Genomic DNA, 23,045 nt, shown 5'->3' with positions numbered 1-23,045 from the left:
GACCTCCAGGGAGGACGGGTCTTACCGCGATTGTCCCGCAAACAGGTCCGTCGCACCCCCGCCGCGCGGTCCCGTTCAGGCGGGGACCGGCACGGGCGGAGGTGCGACGGCGCTCGGGTGTGTCAGGCGATCTCGGGTGCGTCAGGCGATGAAGTCGCGCACCTGTGTGTATATGCCGGGATCGTTGTTCATGTCGGTGTGCGAGACGCAGCTGACCCCCACGTTCGTGGCCCCGTTCAGCAGCGCGGTGCTGTCCGGGTTGAGGTAGTCGTCGCAGTTCGACCAGTAGGCGGCGTAGGACACGCTGCCCGGCGTCTCGTCACCCGAGTTCAGCGCGGTGAGGAAGGAGCTGCCGGTGTACATCTCGGCGCAGGACGTGTAGAGCCAGGCGCACAGCCCGGCGACGCTCGTCCCGTGGTTCGTTCCGCCGATCGAGACGAAATCGTCCACGTACGCCGTGCCGCCGAGGTTCTTCAGGTAGTAGCGGCCGCTCATCGGGCCCATGGAGTGGGTGACCAGGTCGACCTTGGAGGCGCCGGTCTGCGCGAGCACGCTCTGGACCTTGGCGGAGAGCTGCTGGGCCGTCGTCACGTTCGACTGGCCCCAGCTGTACGACCACGCGTACAGCTCGGAATCGGTGTAGCCGTCCGCCTTGAAGTCGGCGATCCAGTCGTCCCAGCTGCTCGACGAACTGCTCAGGCCGTGGACGAAGATCACGGGGTTGTGGGTCGCCGCCTGTGCGGGCGCGGAGAGGGAGAGCGACAGAAGGAGCGCTGCGGCCACGGTCGAGAAGAACGCGGCGACGCGACGCATGCGGGGTTGCATGGTGCCTCCTGGGGCGGGTGGGGGTAGTCAGGAGTGTCAACCGGCGTCTACGCGCGCCGCATCGGTGAACTCGCCGGTCTTTACTTGTCAGTTAACTCACCAGTAACGTGATACTCGTGGTGACTCCGGTGAACCCCCCACCTCTCCCGCGCACTTCGCCACCACCGCTCACACCCGTGAGGCAGCACCCCGAACCGGCGCAGCCCCGGTTCACCTCGCGGTCCGGGCTCGGCGCCTCCCTCTCCGAAGGTGTGCGGGTACGGCTGTTGCGCGCCGCGCACGGTGACCGGCGTGCCGCCGCGGAGCTCGTCTCGGTGCTGACCGAGCGCCAGTTGACCGGCCTCGACCCGCTCCCGGCGCACCCGCCCGCGCTGCTGCGCGCGTACCGCCAGGAGGTCCGTGCCCTGCCGGACAGCACCCGCTTCCTCCTGCTCCTCGCGGCGGCCGACCAGCACCCGGTGACCACCCACGCCTACCTGCGCGCCGTCACCGCGGCCGGGCTCGACACCCGTTCCCTGGACGCCGCCGAGGCGGCCGGGCTGGCTCACGCAACCGCCGACGGGATCGCCTTCCGCGACCCGTGGACCCGGATCGCCGCGTACGAGACGGTCCGTCCGTCGGACCGGCGCGAGGTCCACCGACTGCTGGCCCGCGTCCTGCGCGGCGAGGGCGAGGAGCCGCGCCGCGCCTGGCACCACGGCGCCGCCGCGCTCGGCCCCAGCCGGCGACTGGCCGCGCGGCTCCGGGTGGCCGCCGACCTGGCCCGTGCCGCGCGCGAACACGCCCTGGCCTGTGCCCTCGTGGAACGCGCCGCCGCGCTGGCGACCGACCCGCGTGACCGGGCCGCCCTGCTCGCCCGCGCCGCCACCGACGCCTGGCACTCCGGCGACACCGACCGCGCTCGCCGCCTCACCGCGTCCACCGAAGCCGACGCGCTCAGCGGCCTGTTGGCCCTGCGGGCGGGTAACGCGACCGACGCGTTCGACGTGTTGCTTACGGCGGCGGCCCACGCGAGTGGAACGGGGGGTGGTTCCGGTGCCGCCACCAGCTCCGGTTCCGGCATCGGCTCCGGCTCCGGCGCCGACATGGGCACCGGCACCGACACGGGCTCCGGCGCCGACACGGGCACCGGCACCGGGACGAACGCCGACACGGACACCTGCGCCGACACGGGCACCGGCACCGGCCCCAGTGCCGACCGGCCCGCCGCAGCGGACCGTCCCGGCCCCCGTACCGCCCTCGACCTGCTCGCACGCGTCACCGAAGCCGCCATCTACACCGGAGACCTGCGCCGGTGCCGGGAGGCGGCAGGCGTCGCCGAGCGGCTTGGGATCGTGCCGCCCGGCACGCTGAGCGGGTTGGCCGCCGCGATCGAGGGGCGGTACGAGGACGCGCGGGACCTGCTCGAAGGGGCGGCCGCGCGGTGCGGGCCCGGCGGAGACCCCACTCTGCTCATCCACGCCGGGATCGCGGCGTTACTCCTCGGCGACCACACGCGAGCCGCCTCCGCCACCGCGCGGGCCGCCGCCTCGGCCCGCGCCAGGGGCGAGACGATGACCGTTCCGCAGGCGATGGAGTTCCGGGCGTACGCCGAATTCTGGACCGGCCGTTCCCGCTCCGCGGAGGCCGACACGCTCGACGCGCTGCGTCAGGCGTACGCCACCGGACAGGACAACGGGGCCTGCCATCTCCAGGCCGCCCTGGCCATGTTCGCCGCCCTCACCGGTGACGAGGAGGTGTGCCGGGCGCGCGCCGAGGCGGCCCGTTCATACGCCCTGGCCCGTGGGCTGGGGCTGCCCGCCGCGCTGGCCATGTTCGCCCTCGCCTTCCTGGACCTCGGTGCCGGCCGGTTCGCCGCCTCCGCGGCCCGGCTGCGAGCCCTCGCCGGATTCGGACCGGGGCACGGACACCGCGCCATCCGCCACATCGCGACCCCGCTCTACGTCGAGGCGGCCGTCCGCAGCGGTGACACCCGCGTCGCCCGGGTCGCTCACGCCGACTACGACCGCTGGGCCCGCACCATCCGCAGCCCCGACGACCTGGCCCTCAGCGCCCGCTGCCACGCCCTCCTCGCCTCCGGACCCGAAGCCGTCGATCACTACCGCGCCGCCCTCGACCTGCACGCCGTCGGCACCCGGGACTTCGAACGCGCCCGCACGGAGCTGCTGTTCGGCAGTGCGTTACGGCGGCTGAGGCACCGTACGGAGGCACGCGACCGGCTGCACAGCGCCCTGGCGGCGTTCGAGCACTTCGGGTCGCCGCAGTGCGCGACGCAGGCCCGCGCCGAACTCCGCGCCCTGGGGGAGGCGGCCACCCTCGCAGGCGGTGGGGCGGACCCCGCGTCCCGGCTGACCGCCCAGCAACTCGTGGTCGCCCGCATGGCCGCGGAGGGAGCCACGAACCGCGAGATCGGCGCCCGCCTCGCCCTCAGCCCACGGACGATCGACCACCATCTCCGCGGAGTCTTCACCCGGTTGGGAATCCGGTCACGGATCGAGCTGGTACGGGCCCTGGGCGACGACTGACGGGGCGGCCACGGCGGGAGGCGGAGCCGTCGACGTTACGGCTCCGGGCCCCGGAGTCCAGGCCGCACCGCTCACGACCCCGCACCCCTCACAGAGCGCACCCCTCACAAAGCGCACCCCGCGCTGAACGCCTCCGCGTCCCAGCTCCCGCCGAGGCCGGGTGCAAGCCAACTCGGCGCGGCCGCGCGGAAGTCGACCGGTGTACGCGACCCCGCGCCGGCCGGTACCGCCCCGAGCAGGGCGGTCGCCGCGACCACCGGCAGATCCGCGACGTTGCAACGGGACGCCAGGTCCGGATCGTCGGGCCAGCTGCCGATGACCAGACCGGCGAAGTCCAGCCCCCGGTGGCGTAGTTCACGTGCCGTCAGTTCCGTCGTGTTGAGGGTGCCGAGTCCCGCCGAGGCGACGACCAGCACCGGCGCCTCCAGCAGCCGGGCGGCGTCCGCCAGCGTGCCGCCCTCGTCGTCGAACCGTACGAGGAGCCCGCCCGCCCCCTCCACCAGCACCAGGTCGTGGTCGGTGGCCAGTTTGGCCGCCGCCTCCGCGACCTCGTGGGGCCGCACGGGCGCGAGACCCGCCCGCCGCGCGGCCGTCGCGGGCGCCAACGGCTCGGGGTACCGGGCGAGTTCGAGGGTGGTCACGGCACCCGCGAGCCGGGCCACTTCGTCGGCGTCGCCGCGCTCGTCCGGAGTCACGCCGGTCTGCGCGGGCTTGAGCACGGCCACGGACCGCCCGGCCGTGAGCGCCGTGGCGGCGACCGCGGCCGTGGTGATCGTCTTGCCGACCTCCGTGCCCGTCCCCGTGATGACCAGGATCGTCATGTCACCCCTCCCGTGCCGCCGCGCACACCGCGCGGGTGATCCGTGCCAGGTCCGCGTCGTCCGTGACGTACGGCGGCATCGTGTAGACGAGGTCGCGGAACGGCCGCAGCCAGACGCCCTCGCGGACGGCGGCCCGGGTGGCCGCCCCCATGTCCACTTCGTGGTCGAGCTGGACGACGCCGATCGCGCCCAGGACACGTACATCCCAAACACCCGGCAGTTCGAGCGCGGGGGCGAGCCCCTCCCGCAGCCCCGCCTCGATCCGCTTCACCTCGGTCCGCCAGTCCTGTTCGAGCAGCAGGTCGATCGAGGCGCAGGCCACGGCGGCGGCCAGCGGATTGCCCATGAAGGTGGGGCCGTGAGCCAGCACCGGGACCTCGCCGCGCGAGATCCCGTCGGCGACCCGCGCCGTGCACAACGTCGCCGCCATCGTCAGATAACCGCCGGTCAGCGCCTTGCCGACGCACATCACGTCGGGTGTCACACCCGCGTGCTCCGCCGCGAACAACTTGCCCGTACGGCCGAACCCGGTCGCGATCTCGTCGAAGACGAGCAGCACGTCGTGCGCGTCGCACGCCTCGCGCAGCACCTGGAGATAAGCGGGGGAGTGGAACCGCATCCCGCCCGCGCCCTGCACCACGGGCTCGACGATCACCGCGGCCAGTTCGTCGGCGTGCCGCTCGACGAGAGAGCGCAGCTGATCGGCGTACGACTCCTCGTAGGCGTCCGGCGGCGCGTCGGCGAAGACCTGCCGGGGCAGCACGCCCTGCCACAGTTCGTGCATCCCGCCCTCGGGATCGCACACGGACATCGGCTGCCAGGTGTCCCCGTGGTACCCACCGCGCCAGGTCAGCAGGCGTTGCTTGGCCGGGCGGCCCAGCGAGCGCCAGTGCTGGAGGCACATCTTGACGGCGACCTCGACCGAGACCGAACCGGAGTCGGCGAGGAAGACGTGCTCAAGCCCTTCCGGCGTGATGTCGACAAGTCGCTTCGCCAGCCGTACGGCGGGCTCGTGCGTGAGCCCGCCGAACATGACATGGCTCATCCGCTCCAACTGGCCGCGCGCCGCGTCGTTGAGCACCGGGTGGTTGTAGCCGTGGATGGCCGACCACCAGGACGACATGCCGTCGACCAGCTCGCCCGAGCCGTCCGCCATACGCAGCCGCACCCCGCTCGCCGACTCCACGACGAGCGGTTCCTGCCGTCCGGGCATCGGCCCGTACGGGTGCCACACATGCCGCCGGTCGAGGTCGAGCAGCTCGCGCACGGGCAGGTCAGGCATTCGGTGCGAGATCCGTTCCGGCACCCCGGCGGCGAACGGCGACCAGGTCCGTACGGGCCCCGGTCACCGGCTTACTCGAAGCCGACGTGGAAGCCGGAGCCGAAGCCGAAGCGGCCACGGGTGTGGACGTGGACGTGGGCGTAGACGCGCTGTCGGACTCGGCAGGGGACCCGCAAGCCCTGGCACCCCCGTGCGACCCGCACACCCCGCCGCCCTCGTGCGAGCCGCAAGCCCCGCCCGCCTCGTGCGAACCACAGGCGCCACCACCCTCGTGCGAACCGCAGCCCCCGCCACCCCCGTGTGAGCCACAGGCCCCGCCTTCGGCGGCCCGGTGCTCCGGCAGCGTCACCTCTCCCGCGCCCTCCACCTCGAAACCGGCGTCCGCGATCATGTCGAGGTCGGCCTTGCCTGCCTGGCCCTCGCTGGTGAGGTAGTCGCCGAGGAAGATCGAGTTGGCGAGGTGCAGGGCCAGCGGCTGCATCGTGCGGAGGTGGACCTCGCGGCCACCGGCGATACGGACCTCGACGTCCGGGCAGACGAACCGGACCATCGCCAGGATCCGCAGACACCGCTGCGGCGTCAGGTTCCACTCCTCGGCGAGCGGCGTCCCCTCGAACGGAATCAGGAAGTTCACCGGAACGGAGTCAGGGTCGAGCTCGCGCAGCGCGTAGACGACGTCGATCAGGTCCTCGTCGCTCTCGCCCATGCCCGCGATCAGACCGGAGCAGGCGGACAGACCGGCCGCGTGCGCCTTCTGGACGGTGTCCACCCGGTCCGCGTACGTGTGGGTGGTCGTGATGTCCCCGTACGTCGCCTCGGACGTGTTCAGGTTGTGGTTGTAGGCGTCCGCGCCCGCCGCGCGGAGCCGCTCGGCCTGGCCGTCGTTCAGCAGGCCGAGGCAGGCGCACACCTCGACGTTCTCGTTCTCGTCCTTGATCGCCTTGATCGTGTCGGAGACCCGGTCCACGTCACGGTCGGTCGGACCGCGTCCGCTGGCCACCAGGCAGACCCGCTTGGCGCCGCCGGCCAGGCCCGCCGCCGCGGCCCTGGACGCCTCGTCCGGCTTGAGCCAGGTGTACTTGAGGATCTCGGCCTTCGACCCCAGCCGCTGCGAGCAGTACGAGCAGTCCTCGGGGCACAGGCCCGACTTGAGGTTGACCAGGTAGTTGAGTTTCACCCGTCGGCCGAACCAGTGCCTGCGCACCTTCCCGGCCGCGGCCACCACGTCGAGCACGTCGTCGTCGGAGGTGGCCAGTACGGCCAGAGCTTCGTCCCGGGTCGGCAGCTCGCGCCGAAGCCCCTTGTCCACCAGCGTGTTCAGCAGGTCCATGAGGTCCGATCCTGGCGTATGCGACCGCTCACGGCCAAGGAGAGTTCACACAAGACGGAGGGTTCGACGTGTGGGTATCGCCACATCCTGGGCGGCTGGGCCGACGGTTAGGGTCTGTGCACTGCCTACAAAAACCACGGCCACGCGGGCACCGGGGCCGATCAGCGCACCGGCGGCACAACTCCCGTCCCTCCGGTCCGGAGGAGGACCCATGGCGTTCGGCTGGATCGACGAGCAGGCCCGCGCGCGGCGCGGCGCCGGACTGGTCCGCACGCTGCGTCCGCGCCCCGCCGAGTCGCCGCTGCTGGATCTCGCGAGCAACGACTACCTCGGACTGGCCCGCCATCCGGAGATCACCGAGGCCGCCGCCGCGGCGGCGCGGACGTGGGGCGGCGGGGCCACCGGTTCCCGGCTCGTCACCGGCAGCACCGAACTCCACGCCGAACTCGAAAGCGAACTGGCCGACTTCTGCGGCTTCGAGTCCGCGCTCGTCTTCTCCTCCGGCTACGCGGCCAACCTCGCCGCCCTCACCGCGCTCGCCCCGCACGGCTCCCTCGTCGTCTCGGACACGGGCAACCACGCCAGTCTGATCGACGGCTGCCGACTGGCCCGTGGCACCACACAGGTGGTGGCGCACACCGACGCGGACGCCGTTCGCAAGGCGCTCGGCACCCACGGGGGACCGGCCGTCGCGGTCTCGGACACGGTGTTCTCGGTGGACGGGGACGCGGCGCCGCTGGCAGAACTCGCAGCCGCCTGCCGTGAGTTCGGGGCCGGGCTGATCGTCGACGACGCGCACGGGCTCGGCGTACTGGGCGACGGCGGCCGGGGCGCTCCGCATGCGGCGGGCCTCGCGGGCGCCCCGGACGTCGTCGTGACACTCACGCTGTCCAAGTCGCTCGGCAGTCAGGGCGGCGCCGTCCTCGGCCCCGCCCCCGTCATCGACCATCTGGTCAACGCGGCGCGCACCTTCATCTTCGACACCGGACTCGCGCCCGCGGCCGCGGGCGCGGCTCTGGCGGCGCTGCGGCTGCTGCGACGGGAGCCGGAGCGCGCCGCACGGGCCCGCGCGGTGGCGACAGCACTGCACAGCGGCCTGACGGCGGAGGGTCTGGAAGCGGTACGACCGGACGCCGCGGTCGTCTCCGTACGCGCGCCGTCCCCCGAAGGTGCCGTGCGGTGGGCCGCCGACTGCCGTGAGGCGGGACTCGTGGTCGGCTGCTTCCGGCCCCCGTCGGTGCCCGACGGCATCTCCCGGCTGAGGCTGACCGCACGCGCGGACCTCACCGACGCACAGATCGAGCACGCCGTGCGGGTGATCAGCGCGACCCGATGATGCTCAGTCGGTGCTGCACAGGTCGGTGATGCCCGCTTGGTGATGCCCAGCTCGGTGGTGCTCAGATCGGTGGTGCTCAGCTCAGCGCGGTGATGAATCCCTCCCAGGCGGCAGGGGCGAACAGGAGGGCGGGGCCCGCCGTGTTCTTGGAGTCGCGGACGGCCACGAGTCCCGACCAGGTTCCCGGTCCGGGCCGCGCCGTCTCCACGCAGTTGTTCATTCCCGTACTACGGCTGCTGCGCAGCCAGCGCACACCGTGCAGCGAAGTACTGGAAGGTACGTACCGAGGCAGTGCAGACATTGGTGCCTCCTTACACGCCGTCACCTATCCCGGCGATGTAATCCATTGAGTCCTCGGGCGAAAGGGCTTGGATCTGAAGGGCGTTGAAGGCCTCGGTGTAGGCCTGAAGGTCTTCTTTCCGTTCGAGATAGAGGCTACTCGTCAAATGGTCGAGAACAACCACATCCAGATCAGATGTGTTCGGAAATGAGAAGATAACGAAAGGCCCGGTGACACCGATGTGTGCCCCGGCGGCGAACGGCAGTACCTGAAGCCGCACTTGGGGGAGGGTGGCGGCCTCTCGCAGCCGCTGTAACTGGCGTGCCATGAGCTCCGGGCCGCCGACGTCCCGGCGCAGGACCGCCTCGTCCAGAACCGCGCACAGTTTCAGCGGCGGATTCGAACGCAGCACGTCCTGCCGGGCCAGCCGCACCTCGACGAGCGCGTCGAGTTTGCCGTCCTCAAGTCCCCCCACGGCGGCCTGCGTCACCGCACGGGCGTACTCGGGAGTCTGAAGCAGGCCCGGTACGACGGACGTCTCCAGCGTGCGCATGCCGCTGGCCTGGGACTCCAGGCTGATGAAGTCGCGGTACGTCGGCGGCAGGACGCCTCGGTAGGCGTGCCACCAGTGGTGCCGCCCGTTGCCTTCCGAGCCCGCCAGGACGACCAGGAGGTCCCGTAACTCCGGTTCCTCGACGGCGTACGCGTCCAGTAGCCGTTCCACGTCGGCGGGTTTGACCCCGCTGGTGCCGGTCTCGATGCGGCTCACCTTCGACTGGTGCCAGCCGAGAAGGCGGGCCGCCTCCCCGCTCGTGAGAGCGGCGCCGAGCCGCAGGGCGCGCAGTTCGGCACCGAGTTTGCGGCGGCGCACCGCGGGACCGTACTCCATGGGCGTACTCCCTACTCCTTCCGAGCCACCCAAATACGGTCCTCCGTCGCAGAGTTCACCGCTTCGAGCGACAGATATATGCATATCTCGGTGGATCGCACCCGTGACCGGCCTGGTAATGGCAGTCTGGCGCGAAGCACCAGTCCGGGACCGTACTCGAACCATCCGCTCCGTGTCGGGCCCCGGTCCCGTGGGAAAGGGACGACCGCGCCATGGCAGACCATCAGGAAGCATCCGTCACTCTGCCGAGCGATCCAGCCTCGGTCTCCACGGCCCGGAATTTCGTCGCCGAAGTGCTGGCGGAATGGGGCGTGCCGGGGGACTCCGAAGTCGCCGACACCGTACGCCTGATCGTGTCCGAGCTGGCCACCAACGCCGTACAGCACACGTTCGGGCAGTCCCCCACCTTCCGAGTGGACGTCCGCCTCGAACGGGACGAACACCTGCGCCTCGGCGTCACGGACAGCCACCCGCGTTTCCCCAAACGACTGCCCGCGGCCGTCCAGCAGGACAACGGCCGCGGGATGGTGATCATCCGCTGGCTGACCGCCGAGTGCGGCGGCAGGCTCACCGTCCGGCCCACCCGTGAAGGCGGCAAGACGATCTCCGTGGAACTGCCCTGGACGGCACTGGTCGAGCCGGTGTCCGCCGGGGGGCCGCAGGAGTCCTGAGGCGTCGTCCGGCGGCGGCGGGAGTTCCGGGACGCGTCTCGGACGGGCCGCGCGGGGGGCCACGGCACTGGGCCTGGCTCACTCTCCGAGGGCTGTGAGGGCTGTGAGGGCGGGACGGGCCGCAGACGGCCGGTGTGCCCGCACCCTGATGAGGACGGCCGCCAGGAGCACGCGGGGGAGTGTGGCGACGTAGAGGGCGTGCTGTGCCGTGTGAAGAGGCTTCCCGTGGGGCGGCGGCGGCACAGCGCGCCGCCGCCGCCCCACGGACAGGTCAGCTGACCCGGCCGTACCAGACGCTCCTCGTCCAGATCTTCTGGAGCTTCACAACCTCCCCCGACTTCGGGGAGTGCCAGATCTTCCCTTTCCCGGCGTAGATGCCGACGTGGTACACGCTCCGGCCCGAGTGGAAGAAGACGAGGTCTCCGGCCTTGCGCTTCGACGCGGAGACATGGTGCGTCTTGTTGTACTGGGCCGCGGCCGTACGAGGCAGCTTCTTGCCCGCCTTCTTGAACGAGTAGAGCGTGAGCCCGGAGCAGTCGAAGCGGCGCGGGCCGGCGGCTCCGTACTTGTACGGGGCGCCCTTCTTGGAAGCCGCGACCTGAAGTGCCTTCGTCGCCGGGGTGGCCGCCGCGGCGTCGGAAGCGACACCGGGGACCACGAGGCTGCCGCCCACGGCGGCGATGGTGAGAGCCGAGGCCGTCCCGGCCCTCGTCCACAGCGACGGGACACGATTGAGCGCAGTCATGCGCAACCCTTCGTCAGCCGCCTGTGAAGGATGACCTGTCGGATTCGGGCTGGCGAAGTAGCCCGGCCGCGTACTGCGGCTTCACCCCAAGGACCGCCCGGATCGCTCCGGCGGACCGTCGTGCTGGGTCCTCCACTCCTGCCGATGCACATCTGTCGACCGGTCATCCGGGCGGCGGCAGGACTCGGCGTCCGCCCGGACCGCCCCGCCGCTGCGGCGGGGGCTTGTCGTCGGAAGGGATCTTCACGCATGGATGTCTGAAAATCCGAGCGGAAGCGGTGGTTTGTGGGCTTACTCACCACTCACCCGTTCGGGTGGACACCCGCCGTTCGAGCGAGTGTCCAGGGGCTCGACGACGCCCGTACCAGCGACGGAGGGCTCAAGTCGCCATCCGCGCTACGCGCGTTGCGCAACTTCTCCGGGTCGTCGGAAGGACCCGCGTCTACGCCAACCGGGGGTACGTCATCTGGTCCGTTTGAACCGCCGGGCGGACGTTTCGCGAGGGCGTCGAAACCGGGCGCTCAGGTGCCGGGGTGTCAGCGTTCCAGGTGCCGCCGGGCGATGGTCCAGCGGTCGGCAGGGCAACGGTCCACGTGCCGAGGTGTCAAGGGTCTCGGCGCGGGCGTGTCAGTCCTCGGAGCCCGGCGGCAGGGCGACCCGGGCCGCCCGCCGTTCGCCGTCGAGGACGCGCAGGGCCTGTGCCAGGGTCCGGGCGTGCACCTCGCTCTCGCCCCGCTGGTGCATCACCGTGAGGGCGTCCCGGAGTGCCGTCGCCTTGACCACCAGCGCCTGGGCGGCCCGCAGGCCCCGGTAGGTGTCCCCGGCGCGGGCCGGGTTGATGCGGCCGAGCAGGTCGACCACGTCCAGGTAACGGTCGATCAGCTCCGCTTCCGCGCGCGTCAGCGCGGGCAGCGGAGGGAGTTCGGGTGGGATCACCGGCCGCTCACCTCGCGCCGGGTGCGGGCCGGCGAGCCTTGCGGCTCGGGATGATCCCGTCGACCAGTCCGTACGCCAGCGCCGCCGGCGCGTCCAGCATCTTGTCCCGCTCGATGTCCGCGGCGACCCGCTCCGGGATCTGACCTGTGTGCCGCACGAGCATCTCCTCCAGCATCCTCCGAGTACGCGTCAACTCCTCGGCCCGGATGGCCAGATCAGAAGCCTGCCCGTGGATCGGCTCGGGAAACGAGGGCTGGTGGACCAGCACGCGGGCACCCGGCAGCGCGAACCGCTTGCCCGGGGTGCCTGCCGGCAGCACCGCCGCGGCCGACGCGGCCTGCCCCAGGCAGACCGTCTCCACCTCGCAACTGACGAAGCGCATCGTGTTCCTCGGGACGCCGATCGAGGACATCCCGGCGAACGACGTGATGGCGCAGGACCCTGGAGCGGAGGGGCTCCGCTCGCTCCGGGAGGCGTGTCCGGAGCCCGGTCTAAGCTGGATGGCATGGCCTACGAGATTCCGGTGACGCAAGCCAGGGCTGAGCTCGCCGATCTGATCAACCGCGTGGTGTACGGCGGCGAGCGCGTCGTCGTGACACGGCACGGAAAGCCTCTCGTCGCCCTGGTCTCCGCCGCCGACCTGGATCGCCTGGAGCAACTCCAGGACCCCGCCGAGGAGCAGGTGATCAGCTCCCTCTCCAAGGTCCGCGAGGCGGCCCCCGCCCCGCGCGAGCGCCAGAGGTTCGGCATCGCGGCCGAGCACCGGGGGCCCAACGCGTCGTAGCGGCGGAGTGGTTCGGGCGTGCTGCCAACGCCGCTCCCCGCGGCCGGGGTTGCGGCGACGAGTCTTCCGCGGCGGAAACAGCGGCCAGGAGATCCGCTACTCGTGGGCGAGCCCACCGTGAGGTGGCGCGCTTGCCATGGCGGGCTCAACCGTCAGGAGGCCCGCTTCTCGTGGGCGTGCCTGACCTGAGGCGACGCGCTGCCCGTGGCCGACCCGACCGCCAGGCAACCCGCTTCTCGTGGCGGCGCAACCGCTCCCCGACCCGCCTCAGTTCACCATCGCAGGCTCCCGCTCGACGACCCTCTCGCCGGGGGTCGCCGCGCGTCGGCGCAGCGTGGCGCCCAGCAGAACCGCACCAAGACCGAGCACCGCCCACCAGGTCAGGGTCAGCACGGGCCCGGTCGCGGCGGCGCCGTCGAAGAACGACACCGAGCGCAGCAGAGACGTACCCGCACCCGGCGGCAGCCACTGACCGATGACGCCGACCGGCTCGGGCAGCATCTCCGGCGCGGAGGACGCGCCGGAGAAAGAGTTGCCGAGCAGGACGACCAGGAGCGCGCCGACCCCGATACCGGGCGTGCCGACGAGCGCCGCGAGCCCCGCGACGGCGCCGCTCACCGCCAGCGTCGACAGGCTGAGCGCGCCGGCTTCGGCCCACCAGTCGCCCGACAGGATGCCCAGCCAGTTGTGCGTGAGCGCGGCGGCCACCACTCCGACGAACAGGGCCGCGCCCACCAGTGCGCCGACCGCGCGGAGGCCGCGCAGCCCGAGCAGCGTGACGACGGATCCCGCCGCCACCCCGGCAAGACCCATGGGAAGCACGCTCGACGTCAGGGCGGCGCCTCGCGGATCCTCGGCGGGGGCGGGAACGACGTCGACCGTCGTGACGCTCGTCCCCTCCGGTGCCTGGCCCGCCATCGACTGCTGGAGCGACTGGGCGACGAGCGGACTCGCCGCGGACGCGGTCAGCAGCTTCGGGCCCTGGGCGGTGGCGACGATCGCGCCGTATACGGTCCGGTCCTCGATGGCGTCACGGGCGGCGGCCTCGTCGGCGTACCGGTGGATCTCGAAAGCGCCGTCCTGCTGGGCCAGTCGTTGCTCGATCGGCGCGGTCGCGGACGCGGAACCCGCCACGCCCAGCGGTAGATCGCGGGGCGCGGTCCGCGCGGCGGGCCAGGCGAAGGCCCAGAGCGCGAGCGCCACCAGTACGGGGATCAGCAGGACCACGGCGGCCATGTCGCGGCGGTGCCGCGCGGGCGGCGAGGCGGTGTCGGACGGGGGAGCGGAGGAGAGGGAGGAGGACATGAGCGGTCTCCTTGGTGCGGATGTGGTGTGCGTGCGAGCCCTTGACGCCAAAAAGAAGGATCGTTCGTTTTAGCGGCGCCCCTACCGTCCTGCTCGACTGCCGTCTTGTCAAGAAGGAATGTTCGTTCTACGTTGAGCGCATGGCCCGTGTATCCCAGGAGCACCTCGACGCCCGCCGCCGTCAGATCCTCGACGGCGCGACCCGTTGTTTCGCGCGCAACGGGTTCCATGCCACGTCGATGCAGGACGTGCTGAAGGAGGTCGACCTCTCCGCCGGGGCCGTATACCGCTACTTCAGCGGCAAGGAGGAGCTGATCGGGGCCATCGTCACCGAGGTGCTCGACGAGGTCCGCGACGCGTTCGAGGAGGGCGCCCGGCAGAGCCCGCCGCCACCGCCGGACGTGCTCGTGGGATGGGTCATGAACAAGATGCTGAACCTGAAGCCGGAGCTGACCCCCGAGGGCGTGTCGATCCATCCCCGGCTGATCATCCAGGTGTGGGGCGAGACCCTGCGCAACCCGGAGCTCGCGGCCGTCATCAACGAGGGATACGCCAAGGTCAGCGGGGTGTGGGAGAAGGTCGTCGAGGCCTATCAGGAGGCGGGCATGATGCGCGACGACGTGTCGCCCGAGAGTCTCGCGCGCACCATGATCGCCCTGACCCAGGGGTTCCTGGCGCAGATGGCGCTGTTCGGCCCCATTCCCGTCGAGACGCTCCAGGACGGGCTGCGGGGGCTGATGAGCATGGGCGAGCCCGGCACGCGGTCGTGAGGGGGTCACTCATGGTTACGGCAGGGCTCGCGCGGTCATGAGTTGATCAAAGGCTGGTTAACGTCGTTGAAACTCCGTCCAACTAGCCTGCGCATCCACGCCACCAGGGGTTTTGGTGGCTACGGCCACCGGACCCCGCACGGTCCGGAGCGAGGACTGTGAGGTGGGACGCCGTGCAACTGACCCCGCACGAGCAAGAGAGGCTGCTGATTCACGTGGCCGCGGACGTGGCCGAGAAGCGCCGGGCGCGCGGGCTGAAACTGAACCATCCCGAGTCCGTCGCGCTCATCACGTCGCACATCCTCGAAGGCGCGCGAGACGGCCGTACGGTCGCCGAGCTGATGTCCTCCGGACGCAAGATCCTCACCCGGGACGACGTCATGGACGGTATCCCCGAGATGATCCACGACGTCCAGGTCGAGGCCACCTTCCCGGACGGCACCAAGCTCGTCACCGTCCACGATCCGATCGTCTGACGGGGGAGCGAGCGTCATGATTCCCGGAGAGATCCTGTTCGCCGACGGGCCCGTCGCCTTCAACGAAGGCCGTGAGGTCACCCGGATGACCGTCCTGAACGCCGCCGACCGGCCCGTGCAGGTCGGCTCCCACTACCACTTCGCCGAGGCCAACCCGGGCCTGGAGTTCGACCGCGCCGCCGCGCGCGGCAAGCGGCTGAACGTCGCCGCCGGCACCGCCGTGCGCTTCGAGCCCGGAATCCCCGTCGACGTCGAACTCGTTCCGCTCGCCGGTGCCCGTGTGGTGCCCGGCCTGCGCGGCGAGACCGGAGGTGCCCTCGATGCCTGAGATCTCGCGTGCCGCGTACGCCGATCTGTTCGGCCCGACCACCGGTGACCGTATCCGGCTCGCCGACACCGACCTGCTGATCGAGATCGAGGAGGACCGCAGCGGCGGTCCCGGACTCGCCGGTGACGAGGCGGTGTTCGGCGGCGGCAAGGTCATCCGCGAGTCCATGGGCCAGTCCCGCGCTACGCGCGCAGACGGCACCCCGGACACGGTCATCACCGGCGTGGTGATCGTCGACCACTGGGGGATCGTCAAGGCCGACCTCGGCATGCGCGACGGCCGGATCACCGGCATCGGCAAGGCGGGCAACCCGGACACCATGGACGGCGTGCACCCCGACCTGGTCATCGGCCCGGAGACCGAGATCATCGCGGGCAACGGGCGGATCCTGACGGCCGGTGCCATCGACGCGCACGTCCACCTGATCTGTCCGCAGATCGCCGACGAGGCGCTGGCCTCCGGCATCACGACCCTGGTCGGCGGCGGCACCGGTCCCGCCGAGGGGTCGAAGGCGACCACGGTCACCCCGGGCCCTTGGCATCTGGCGCGGATGCTGGAGGCGATGGAGGGGTATCCGCTCAACTTCGGTCTGCTGGGCAAGGGAAACACCGTCTCGCGGGACGCGATGATGTCGCAGATCCGCGGCGGAGCGCTCGGCCTCAAGATCCACGAGGACTGGGGTTCGACACCGGCCGCCATCGACGCGGCGCTGACCGTCGCGGACCGGACCGGCATCCAGGTCGCCATCCACACGGACACACTGAACGAGTCCGGCTTCGTCGGGGACACCCTCGCCGCCATCGCCGGACGCGGCATTCACGCCTACCACACCGAGGGCGCGGGCGGCGGGCACGCTCCCGACATCATGACCGTGGTCTCCGAGCCGCACGTGCTGCCCAGTTCCACCAACCCGACCCGGCCCTACACCGTCAACACCGCCGAGGAACACCTCGACATGCTGATGGTCTGCCACCACCTGAACGCGGCGGTGCCCGAGGACCTGGCCTTCGCCGAGTCCCGGATTCGGCCGTCGACGATCGGGGCCGAGGACATCCTGCACGACCTCGGCGCCATCTCGATCATCTCCTCGGACGCCCAGGCCATGGGCAGGGTCGGCGAGGTCATCATGCGGACCTGGCAGACCGCGCACGTGATGAAGCGCCGCCGCGGTGCCCTCCCCGGCGACGGCCAGGCGGACAACCACCGGGTGCGTCGCTATGTCGCCAAATACACGATCAACCCGGCGCTCGCGCAGGGCCTCGCCCGGGAGATCGGCTCCGTGGAGACCGGCAAGCTCGCCGACCTCGTGCTGTGGGAACCCGCCTTCTTCGGGGTGAAGCCGCACCTCGTCATCAAGGGCGGGCAGATCGCGTACGCGCAGATGGGCGACGCCAACGCCTCGATCCCCACCCCGCAGCCGATCCTGCCGCGGCCGATGTTCGGGGCGATCGGACGGGCGCCGGCGTCCAACTCGTTCAACTTCGTCGCCCCGCTCGCCATCGAGGACGGGCTGCCGGAGCGGCTCGACCTCGGCAAGCGCTTCGTCGCCATCGAGTCGACCCGGGGTGTCACCAAGGCCGACATGCGCGAGAACGACGCCAGGCCGGATGTGCGGATCGACCCGGACAGCTTCGCCGTGCACATCGACGGGGAACTGGTCGAGGCGACTCCGGCCGCCGAACTGCCCATGGCCCAGCGCTACTTCCTCTTCTGATGTCCAGGGCAGCGCTTCTCGTCCTGGCCGACGGCCGCTTTCCCGCCGGAGGGCACGCGCACTCCGGCGGGGCCGAGGCGGCCGTCAAGGCCGGGCGGATCACGGACGCGGCGAGCCTGGAGGACTTCTGCCGGGGGCGGCTGCACACCGCGGGACTCGTCGCGGCCTCACTGGCGGCGGCCGCCGCGATCGGCGTCGACCCGTCGGTGCTGGACGCGGCGGCGGACGCCCGTACGCCGTCGCCCGCCCTGCGTTCCGTCGCGCGTCGGCTCGGACGGCAACTGATGCGGGCCGCTCGGGCGACCTGGCCGTCCGCCGAACTCGACGCTCTGGCAAGGGAGTTCCCCAAGGGGGCGCATCAGCCGGTGGTGCTCGGGCTGGCGGCGCGGGCCGCCGGGCTCGGCCTGGAGGACGCCGCGTACTGCTCCGTGTACGAGGCGGTCAGTGGTCCGGCGTCGGCGGCGGTGCGGTTGCTGAGTCTGGACCCGTTCGACGCGACCGGGGCGCTGGCCCGGCTGGCGCCGGAGCTGGATCTGGTGGCCGGGCAGGCGGGTGACGCGGCTCGCCGGGTTCTCGCCGAGGGAGTGGACGCGTTGCCCGCGGCGTCGGCTCCGCTGCTGGAGATCGGTGCGGAGGTGCACGCCGGGTGGGCTGTGCGGCTCTTCGCTTCGTAGGGGGTGTTCATTCGCCCCCTCCGCCCCTTCCCGTCCCGTTTCCGGGGGCTGCGCCCCCAGACCCCCGCTTTCGCGCTTCGCGCTCGTCCTCAAACGCCGGACGGGCTGATTTTTCCCAACTACTGGAGCCGTAGTTATGCATCTTGACCACAGCCAGGACGGGCCCGCCGCCGTAAGTGCCGACGCCCACCGTCCCGACGGTGCTCGCCGGGCCCTCCGGATCGGGCTCGGTGGGCCCGTGGGGTCGGGGAAGACCGCGACCGTCGCCGCGCTCTGCCGGGAGTTGCGCGAGGAGTTGTCGCTCGCCGTCGTCACGAACGACATCTATACGCGGGAGGACGCCGAGTTCCTGTTGCGGGAGGCCGTGCTGCCGCCCGAGCGGATCACCGCCGTGGAGACCGGGGCCTGCCCGCACACCGCCATCCGGGACGACATCTCCGCCAACCTCGAAGCGGTCGAGGACCTGGAGGACGAGGTCGGGCCGCTGGACCTGATCCTCGTCGAGTCCGGGGGCGACAACCTCACCGCGACCTTCTCCAAGGGCCTGGTCGACGCGCAGATCTTCGTGATCGACGTGGCGGGCGGGGACGACATCCCGCGCAAGGGCGGACCCGGGGTCACCACCGCCGACCTGCTGGTCGTCAACAAGACCGACCTCGCGCCGTACGTCGGGTCCGACCTGGCGCGGATGGCGGCTGACGCCAAGGCGCAGCGGGCCGAACTGCCCGTGGTGTTCCAGTCGTTGCGGGCCGGCAGCGGAGTCACCGACGTGGCCGCCTGGGTGCGTGAGCGGCTCGCCGCGTGGACGGCATGACGGTGGGAGTGCGGGCCCACGCCCGGATCGCGGCACGGGACGACGGCCGGGGCGGTACCTCGCTGCCGGTGCTGGAGGGCGACGGGCCGCTCGCCCTGCGGCGCACCAGGGGGCTCGGATCCGAGGCGCGGGTCATGCTCGTCGGCGCGATGAGCGGCCCGCTCGGCGGTGACCACTTCACCGTGGAGGCGGCGGCGGGCGAGGGCGCCAGGCTGCACGTCGGATCCGCGGCCGCCACCATCGCCCTGCCGGGACAGGCCAAGGGCGAGTCGCGCTACGACGTACGCCTGACGGTGGCCGACGGCGCGGAACTGCACTGGCTGCCCGAGCAGTTGATCTCCGCCAACGGAAGCGACCTGTACGTCACCTCGCGCATCGACCTGGCGGCGGGCGCCCGTCTGGTCTTCCGGGAGGAGCAGGTGCTCGGTCGCGCGGGTGAGGAACCGGGGCGGCTCAGCAGCCGTCTCGCCGTGCGGCTCGACGGCAGGCCGTTGCTGGACCAGGAAGTGACCTGCGGACCGGGCGCCCCCGGCGGCTGGGACGGTCCCGCCGTCCTGTCGGGGCATCGCGCCCTGGGGCAACTCCTCGTCGTACGGCCTGAGTTCGTGAGCGAGCCGGTCCAGGCGCGGCTGCTGGGGGAGTGCGCCTCGCTCACCCCGCTCGCCGGGCCCGCCGCGCTCGTGACCGCGCTGGCGTCGGACGCACTGCGGCTTCGGCGGGTGCTGGACGAGGCACTGGACTCGCTCTGTCCCGGCAGATGATGTCGCTGTCTCCGCTCAACGGAACAACTCTCACCGGTTATCGGATTAGTAAAGAAACCGCCGCCGCATCTGTTCTCAGGTGCCTCACAGCCGAAAGGATCCCCGTACCAATCGAAACGATGTACGGGGAGGTCCCACTTGAGGGGCATCAGACCGACGAAACGGGTGACAGCGCTCGCTTCGGCCGGAGCGCTCGTCACGGCGACCCTGATAGCCGGAGCCATGGCGGCGCCGTCGGCTACCGCCGACACGGGCCGTGGCCAGGACCGTGAGGCGCGCGGCGCGGCCATCGCCGCCGCCAAGGCGGCCAAGGCCGGGATCGACTGGCAGGACTGCCCTGCCGACTGGGCCATCGCGAAGCCGATCCAGTGCGGCTGGGTCACCGTTCCGCTCGACTACGCCCGCCCGAACGGCAAGCAGATCAAGCTCGCCGTCGACCGCATCGGGAACACCGGCACGAAGGCGGAGCGCCAGGGCGCCCTCGTCTACAACCCGGGCGGTCCCGGCGGCTCCGGGCTGCGCTTCCCGACGCGGGTCACCAACAAGAACCCGATCTGGGCGAACACGGCCAAGGCGTACGACTTCGTGGGCTTCGACCCGCGCGGTGTCGGGCACTCGGCGCCCATCTCCTGCATCGACCCGCAGGAGTTCGTGAAGGCGCCCAAGGCCGATCCCGTACCGGACTCCGAGGCTGACAAGCGCGCCCAGCGCAAGCTCGCCGCCGAGTACGCGGACGGCTGTGCCGAGCGCAGCGGCGAGATGCTGCCGCAGATGACCACGCCGAACACCGTGCGCGACCTGGACGTCATCCGGGCGGCGCTCGGCGAGCGGAAGCTCAACTTCCTGGGTGTCTCCTACGGCACCTACATCGGCGCCGTCTACGGCACGATGTATCCGGGGCACGTCCGGCGCATGGTCGTCGACAGCGTGGTCAACCCGTCGCGCGAGAAGATCTGGTACGAGGCCAACCTCGACCAGGACATCGCCTTCGAGGGCCGCTGGAAGGACTGGGAGGACTGGGTCGCCAAGAACGACGCGACCTTCCACCTCGGCGACACCCGGGCCGAGGTGCAGGACCAGTGGCTGAAGCTGCGGGCCACCGCCAAGGCGAACCCGATCGGCGGGGTCGTCGGTCCGGCCGAGCTGATCGGCTTCTTCCAGAGCGCCCCGTACTACGACTCCTCGTGGGTGCCGGTCGCGACGGTCTTCAGCAAGTACGTCGCCGGTGACACCCAGGCGATCGTCGACGCCACCGCGCCCGACCTGTCGGACACCGCGGGCAACGCCTCCGCGGAGAACGGCAACGCCGTCTACACGGCCGTCGAGTGCACCGACGCCAAGTGGCCCACCAGTTGGCGGAAGTGGGACCGGGACAACACCCGGCTCCACAAGAACTACCCGTTCATGACCTGGGCCAACGCCTGGCTGAACCTGCCGTGCGCGACCTGGCCGGCCAAGCAGCAGACCCCGGTGAACGTCAGGACCGGCAAGGGTCTGCCCGCCGTCCTGATCGTGCAGTCCACCAATGACGCCGCCACCCCGTACGAGGGCGCCGTCGAGCTGCACAAGCGTTTCAAGGGCTCCCGCCTGATCACCGAGAAGGACGCGGGCTCGCACGGTGTGACCGGCCTGGTCAACCCGTGCGTCAACGAGCGGGTGGACACCTACCTGCTCACCGGGAAGACGGACGCGGCCGATGTGACGTGCGCGCCGCACGCCACACCCAAGCCGTAACCACGGATGAAGGAGGGGCGGCCGGTTCCCCCGGCCGCCCCTCGCTCATGACGCCGACCAGGCGTCCTCCGCCGCGTAGTCGAAGAGGTCCCCGTACGCCCTAAACATCTTGGGGTAGGCCTCCCGCCAGTCCCGTCCGGCCAGTCGGCGTTCGATCGAGGTGACCGTCTCGGGCAGCGACTCGGCGTACCGCACGACCGGGCGGTAGCCCAACTCCCGCTCGGCCGCCGACATGTCGCACACCACCGGCGCCGGGACGGTCCAGGGAGTGTCGCCCACGGTCGGAGCCGGCGGCGGGCCGTCCACCAGGACGCTCCGGGTCTGCACGCCCATCACGGCGTCGATGGCCGCGCAGATCTCCGCCACGGTGGGCGCCTGGGCATCGCAGGCATTGAGGACGCGCGACGCCGGCCGCCGCGCGGCCAGCCGGATCAGCTCGGCGAGGTTGTGGACGCTCACCGGATGAAAGCGGCTCGCGCCGCCGAAGGCGAGGATCCGCGCGGGCCGGCCGTCGAGGTTGCGCTTGACGACGTACAGCTCGCGAGGCGTGCGGCTGTACGGCCCGTGGACCGCGCCCGCGCGGAGCAGAGTGGTCGGCAACAGGCCCCCGGCGGCGAGGAGTTCGCGTTCCAGCGCGGCCTTGCGGCTGCTGTACGTGTCGTCGCCCGGCGCTACGGTGCGCAGGCTCTCCGGGATCGGCACCGGGTACTGGGGAAACCCGTCCGGCTCGGACTGGGTGTCGAAGCCGCGCCCCCGGTCGTCCTCGTACACCGACACGCTGGAGATCACCACGGCCGAGCCGACGCGGTCGGCCAGGCCCGTCAACTGCCGTGCGTGTGCGGCCCCGAAGGCGACCATGTCGACCAGTACGTCGCAGCCGTCCCCGACCACCGCGGCGAGCGCCGAGTCGTCCTCACGGTCGAGCCGCGCGGACCGCACCTCCTCGGGCCAGCCCTCGTCCCGGCCGCCGCCGCGTGAAGCGGCGGTCACCTCCCAGCCGTCCCGTGCGAGCGCTCCCACGGCCGCCCGCCCGATCTGCCCCGTCGCTCCGATCACCACAGCACGTCTCATACGTAAAAAATGTACAGGACGTACTGAGTGTGCGGCTCGTCTTTCAACTCAGCGGCAGCCGGGGGAACTTGCGGGCGTTCGCCGCGTGCTCGGCGGCCTCCTCGGCCTTGACGACGGCCGCGTACCGGTCGACGTACTCCTGTTCGGAGAGGGTGAGGATGGCGTACATGATCTCGTCGGTGATGGCGCGCAGGACGGCCTTCTCGTTCTCCATGCCCTCGTAGCGCGAGAAGTCGAGGGGCTTGCCGAAGCGGATGGAGACGGGGCGGATCCTGGGGAGCTTGCGGCCCGGGGGCTGCGCCTCGAAGGTGCCGATCATGGCGCAGGGGATGACGGGCGCCTGGGCCTTCAGGGCCATCACCGCGACGCCGACCTTGCCCTTGTAGAGGCGGCCGTCGTGGGAGCGGGTGCCCTCGGGGTAGATGCCGAGCAGTTCGTCCTTGCTCAGGACGCCGAGGCCTTCGCGGATCGCGGCCTGGCCCGCGTCCTTGCCGGAGCGGTCCACCGGGATCTGCCCGGCGCTGCGGAAGAAGAAGGCGATCAGGCGGCCCCTGACGCCGGGGCCGGTGAAGTACTCGGCCTTCGCGAGGAAGGTGATGCGGCGCTTGAGGATCGCGGGCATCAGGAAGTGGTCGGAGAACGACAGATGATTGCCCGCGATGATCGCCGCGCCCGACGACGGAATGTGCTCAAGACCCTCGATCCGGGGCCGGAAGGCCAGTCTCAACAGCGGACCCAGAAGGACGTATTTGAGCACGTAGTAGAACATCGGGGCGCTCCTCACTCCGGCGGATCGGCTCAACCGCGCCGTGTTCTAGCAGGTCAGCAGGCGTGCAGTGAGGTGTCAGTGTATGGGCATCCGCGGTCCTGTGGCACGGTGTCCGACGCGCTCCGCCGTAGCGATGTCCGACCGGACCTCCCGCGAGGCCCGGCCGCATTCCTGACGGTGTGTCACACCGGTCGGAGTGGGGCCG

Annotated in this window: 23 protein-coding genes, 1 pseudogene and 1 riboswitch; of the genes and pseudogenes, 12 read left to right on the top strand and 12 right to left on the bottom strand. The window is 71.4% G+C overall.

The features are described from left to right. Nucleotides 1–141: 141 nt before the first annotated feature. Nucleotides 142–825 carry an esterase/lipase family protein gene (locus ACIP79_RS03770; RefSeq protein WP_401218821.1) on the bottom strand — a complete coding sequence of 228 codons (684 nt, stop codon included), beginning with the start codon at nucleotides 823–825 and terminating at the stop codon, nucleotides 142–144. Nucleotides 826–1,001: 176 nt separating this feature from the next. On the opposite strand from ACIP79_RS03770, the gene ACIP79_RS03765 reads away from it, so the two are divergent. Continuing rightward, nucleotides 1,002–3,350 carry a LuxR C-terminal-related transcriptional regulator gene (locus ACIP79_RS03765; protein WP_401218819.1) on the top strand — a complete coding sequence of 783 codons (2,349 nt, stop codon included), beginning with the start codon at nucleotides 1,002–1,004 and terminating at the stop codon, nucleotides 3,348–3,350. A gap of 104 nt (nucleotides 3,351–3,454) precedes the next feature. Here the strand turns inward: ACIP79_RS03765 and bioD are convergent, their stop codons facing one another. From bioD to bioB, 3 genes are read right to left on the bottom strand one after another with little or no spacing between them, the layout of a single operon-like run. After that, nucleotides 3,455–4,171: a dethiobiotin synthase gene (gene bioD / locus ACIP79_RS03760; protein WP_401218815.1), complete on the bottom strand. Its 717-nt coding sequence runs from the start codon at nucleotides 4,169–4,171 to the stop codon at nucleotides 3,455–3,457. 1 nt (nucleotide 4,172) lies between these two features. Further along, complete coding sequence (locus ACIP79_RS03755; protein ID WP_401218812.1) at nucleotides 4,173–5,453, bottom strand: adenosylmethionine--8-amino-7-oxononanoate transaminase; 1,281 nt, start codon at nucleotides 5,451–5,453, stop codon at nucleotides 4,173–4,175. Beyond that, nucleotides 5,446–6,783 (bottom strand): biotin synthase BioB, encoded by a 1,338-nt coding sequence (bioB, locus tag ACIP79_RS03750; RefSeq protein WP_401218810.1) that lies wholly within the window; start codon nucleotides 6,781–6,783, stop codon nucleotides 5,446–5,448. Before bioB ends, ACIP79_RS03755 begins: the two co-directional genes overlap by 8 nt. A 211-nt stretch (nucleotides 6,784–6,994) precedes the next feature. Between bioB and ACIP79_RS03745 the strand changes: the two genes are divergently transcribed. Beyond that, on the top strand, nucleotides 6,995–8,119 hold the full coding sequence (locus ACIP79_RS03745; protein WP_401218807.1) for an 8-amino-7-oxononanoate synthase: 1,125 nt from the start codon (nucleotides 6,995–6,997) through the stop codon (nucleotides 8,117–8,119). Nucleotides 8,120–8,195: 76 nt separating this feature from the next. On the opposite strand, the gene ACIP79_RS03740 is transcribed toward ACIP79_RS03745, so the two are convergent. Together ACIP79_RS03740 and ACIP79_RS03735 are read right to left on the bottom strand one after the other, a co-directional pair. Then, nucleotides 8,196–8,420: a DUF397 domain-containing protein gene (locus ACIP79_RS03740; RefSeq protein WP_401218804.1), complete on the bottom strand. Its 225-nt coding sequence runs from the start codon at nucleotides 8,418–8,420 to the stop codon at nucleotides 8,196–8,198. A 10-nt stretch (nucleotides 8,421–8,430) separates the two neighbouring features. Further along, nucleotides 8,431–9,288, bottom strand: a complete 858-nt coding sequence (locus ACIP79_RS03735) for a helix-turn-helix domain-containing protein (protein ID WP_401218801.1) — start codon at nucleotides 9,286–9,288, stop codon at nucleotides 8,431–8,433. A gap of 212 nt (nucleotides 9,289–9,500) precedes the next feature. Here ACIP79_RS03735 and ACIP79_RS03730 point away from each other — a divergent pair, with 212 nt between their 5' ends. Then, the gene (locus tag ACIP79_RS03730) at nucleotides 9,501–9,959 is read left to right on the top strand and encodes an ATP-binding protein (RefSeq protein WP_401218798.1); all 459 of its coding nucleotides are present in this window, start codon (nucleotides 9,501–9,503) and stop codon (nucleotides 9,957–9,959) included. 271 nt (nucleotides 9,960–10,230) lie between these two features. Here the strand turns inward: ACIP79_RS03730 and ACIP79_RS03725 are convergent, their stop codons facing one another. The 3 genes and pseudogenes from ACIP79_RS03725 to ACIP79_RS03715 all read right to left on the bottom strand — a co-directional run. Further along, a complete protein-coding gene (locus tag ACIP79_RS03725) occupies nucleotides 10,231–10,704 on the bottom strand; it encodes a C40 family peptidase (protein WP_383689045.1) in 474 nt (157 codons plus the stop codon). Between the two features lie 2 nt (nucleotides 10,705–10,706). After that, nucleotides 10,707–10,872: riboswitch (cyclic di-AMP (ydaO/yuaA leader) on the bottom strand. 459 nt (nucleotides 10,873–11,331) lie between these two features. Continuing rightward, complete coding sequence (locus tag ACIP79_RS03720; protein ID WP_383689044.1) at nucleotides 11,332–11,640, bottom strand: hypothetical protein; 309 nt, start codon at nucleotides 11,638–11,640, stop codon at nucleotides 11,332–11,334. 7 nt (nucleotides 11,641–11,647) lie between these two features. Continuing rightward, nucleotides 11,648–12,064: pseudogene (locus tag ACIP79_RS03715) on the bottom strand (ATP-dependent Clp protease proteolytic subunit); the annotation flags it as partial. 81 nt (nucleotides 12,065–12,145) lie between these two features. Between ACIP79_RS03715 and ACIP79_RS03710 the strand changes: the two are divergent. Continuing rightward, nucleotides 12,146–12,424 (top strand): type II toxin-antitoxin system Phd/YefM family antitoxin, encoded by a 279-nt coding sequence (locus ACIP79_RS03710; protein WP_401218795.1) that lies wholly within the window; start codon nucleotides 12,146–12,148, stop codon nucleotides 12,422–12,424. 267 nt (nucleotides 12,425–12,691) lie between these two features. Here ACIP79_RS03710 and ACIP79_RS03705 read toward each other — a convergent pair whose 3' ends face one another. After that, on the bottom strand, nucleotides 12,692–13,729 hold the full coding sequence (locus ACIP79_RS03705; RefSeq protein WP_401218792.1) for an ABC transporter permease: 1,038 nt from the start codon (nucleotides 13,727–13,729) through the stop codon (nucleotides 12,692–12,694). Nucleotides 13,730–13,869: 140 nt separating this feature from the next. Here ACIP79_RS03705 and ACIP79_RS03700 point away from each other — a divergent pair, with 140 nt between their 5' ends. From ACIP79_RS03700 to ACIP79_RS03665, 8 genes are all read left to right on the top strand, one after another. Then, nucleotides 13,870–14,499 (top strand): TetR/AcrR family transcriptional regulator, encoded by a 630-nt coding sequence (locus ACIP79_RS03700; protein WP_401218789.1) that lies wholly within the window; start codon nucleotides 13,870–13,872, stop codon nucleotides 14,497–14,499. A gap of 173 nt (nucleotides 14,500–14,672) precedes the next feature. Beyond that, complete coding sequence (locus ACIP79_RS03695) at nucleotides 14,673–14,975, top strand: urease subunit gamma (protein ID WP_383688526.1); 303 nt, start codon at nucleotides 14,673–14,675, stop codon at nucleotides 14,973–14,975. 16 nt (nucleotides 14,976–14,991) lie between these two features. Then, entirely contained in the window at nucleotides 14,992–15,303 is a 312-nt protein-coding gene (locus tag ACIP79_RS03690; protein WP_387182234.1) for an urease subunit beta, read from the top strand. Further along, nucleotides 15,296–17,017 (top strand): urease subunit alpha, encoded by a 1,722-nt coding sequence (locus ACIP79_RS03685; protein ID WP_401218784.1) that lies wholly within the window; start codon nucleotides 15,296–15,298, stop codon nucleotides 17,015–17,017. The genes ACIP79_RS03690 and ACIP79_RS03685 overlap by 8 nt, the downstream gene beginning before the upstream one ends. Then, on the top strand, nucleotides 17,017–17,691 hold the full coding sequence (locus ACIP79_RS03680; protein ID WP_401218781.1) for an urease accessory protein UreF: 675 nt from the start codon (nucleotides 17,017–17,019) through the stop codon (nucleotides 17,689–17,691). The genes ACIP79_RS03685 and ACIP79_RS03680 overlap by 1 nt, the downstream gene beginning before the upstream one ends. A gap of 136 nt (nucleotides 17,692–17,827) precedes the next feature. Then, nucleotides 17,828–18,505, top strand: a complete 678-nt coding sequence (gene ureG, locus ACIP79_RS03675) for an urease accessory protein UreG (protein ID WP_401218778.1) — start codon at nucleotides 17,828–17,830, stop codon at nucleotides 18,503–18,505. Next, nucleotides 18,502–19,266: an urease accessory protein UreD gene (locus ACIP79_RS03670; RefSeq protein ID WP_401218775.1), complete on the top strand. Its 765-nt coding sequence runs from the start codon at nucleotides 18,502–18,504 to the stop codon at nucleotides 19,264–19,266. Before ureG ends, ACIP79_RS03670 begins: the two co-directional genes overlap by 4 nt. Before the next feature lie 138 nt (nucleotides 19,267–19,404). Next, nucleotides 19,405–21,000: an alpha/beta hydrolase gene (locus ACIP79_RS03665; RefSeq protein WP_401218772.1), complete on the top strand. Its 1,596-nt coding sequence runs from the start codon at nucleotides 19,405–19,407 to the stop codon at nucleotides 20,998–21,000. 45 nt (nucleotides 21,001–21,045) lie between these two features. Here ACIP79_RS03665 and ACIP79_RS03660 read toward each other — a convergent pair whose 3' ends face one another. Together ACIP79_RS03660 and ACIP79_RS03655 are read right to left on the bottom strand one after the other, a co-directional pair. After that, nucleotides 21,046–22,059 carry an NAD-dependent epimerase/dehydratase family protein gene (locus ACIP79_RS03660; RefSeq protein ID WP_401219238.1) on the bottom strand — a complete coding sequence of 338 codons (1,014 nt, stop codon included), beginning with the start codon at nucleotides 22,057–22,059 and terminating at the stop codon, nucleotides 21,046–21,048. A gap of 55 nt (nucleotides 22,060–22,114) precedes the next feature. After that, a complete protein-coding gene (locus ACIP79_RS03655) occupies nucleotides 22,115–22,840 on the bottom strand; it encodes a lysophospholipid acyltransferase family protein (protein ID WP_401218769.1) in 726 nt (241 codons plus the stop codon). Nucleotides 22,841–23,045 lie beyond the last annotated feature (205 nt).

Source organism: Streptomyces sp. NPDC088747 (assembly GCF_044751025.1).
In the GTDB taxonomy this organism is placed as follows: domain Bacteria; phylum Actinomycetota; class Actinomycetes; order Streptomycetales; family Streptomycetaceae; genus Streptomyces.
Note: the sequence above shows the minus strand (reverse complement) of the source record. Positions and strands in the feature narration are given on the sequence as shown.

Excerpts from the sequence above, each read along its gene's own strand:
- ACIP79_RS03770 (WP_401218821.1), bottom strand. The coding sequence starts at position 825 with ATGCAACCCCGCATGCGTCGCGTCGCCGCGTTCTTCTCGACCGTGGCC.
- bioD (WP_401218815.1), bottom strand. The coding sequence starts at position 4,171 with ATGACGATCCTGGTCATCACGGGGACGGGCACGGAGGTCGGCAAGACG.
- ACIP79_RS03755 (WP_401218812.1), bottom strand. The coding sequence starts at position 5,453 with ATGCCTGACCTGCCCGTGCGCGAGCTGCTCGACCTCGACCGGCGGCAT.
- bioB (WP_401218810.1), bottom strand. The coding sequence starts at position 6,783 with ATGGACCTGCTGAACACGCTGGTGGACAAGGGGCTTCGGCGCGAGCTG.
- ACIP79_RS03745 (WP_401218807.1), top strand. The coding sequence starts at position 6,995 with ATGGCGTTCGGCTGGATCGACGAGCAGGCCCGCGCGCGGCGCGGCGCC.
- ACIP79_RS03740 (WP_401218804.1), bottom strand. The coding sequence starts at position 8,420 with ATGTCTGCACTGCCTCGGTACGTACCTTCCAGTACTTCGCTGCACGGT.
- ACIP79_RS03735 (WP_401218801.1), bottom strand. The coding sequence starts at position 9,288 with ATGGAGTACGGTCCCGCGGTGCGCCGCCGCAAACTCGGTGCCGAACTG.
- ACIP79_RS03730 (WP_401218798.1), top strand. The coding sequence starts at position 9,501 with ATGGCAGACCATCAGGAAGCATCCGTCACTCTGCCGAGCGATCCAGCC.
- ACIP79_RS03725 (WP_383689045.1), bottom strand. The coding sequence starts at position 10,704 with ATGACTGCGCTCAATCGTGTCCCGTCGCTGTGGACGAGGGCCGGGACG.
- ACIP79_RS03710 (WP_401218795.1), top strand. The coding sequence starts at position 12,146 with ATGGCCTACGAGATTCCGGTGACGCAAGCCAGGGCTGAGCTCGCCGAT.
- ACIP79_RS03705 (WP_401218792.1), bottom strand. The coding sequence starts at position 13,729 with ATGTCCTCCTCCCTCTCCTCCGCTCCCCCGTCCGACACCGCCTCGCCG.
- ACIP79_RS03700 (WP_401218789.1), top strand. The coding sequence starts at position 13,870 with ATGGCCCGTGTATCCCAGGAGCACCTCGACGCCCGCCGCCGTCAGATC.
- ACIP79_RS03690 (WP_387182234.1), top strand. The coding sequence starts at position 14,992 with ATGATTCCCGGAGAGATCCTGTTCGCCGACGGGCCCGTCGCCTTCAAC.
- ACIP79_RS03685 (WP_401218784.1), top strand. The coding sequence starts at position 15,296 with ATGCCTGAGATCTCGCGTGCCGCGTACGCCGATCTGTTCGGCCCGACC.
- ACIP79_RS03680 (WP_401218781.1), top strand. The coding sequence starts at position 17,017 with ATGTCCAGGGCAGCGCTTCTCGTCCTGGCCGACGGCCGCTTTCCCGCC.
- ureG (WP_401218778.1), top strand. The coding sequence starts at position 17,828 with ATGCATCTTGACCACAGCCAGGACGGGCCCGCCGCCGTAAGTGCCGAC.
- ACIP79_RS03670 (WP_401218775.1), top strand. The coding sequence starts at position 18,502 with ATGACGGTGGGAGTGCGGGCCCACGCCCGGATCGCGGCACGGGACGAC.
- ACIP79_RS03655 (WP_401218769.1), bottom strand. The coding sequence starts at position 22,840 with ATGTTCTACTACGTGCTCAAATACGTCCTTCTGGGTCCGCTGTTGAGA.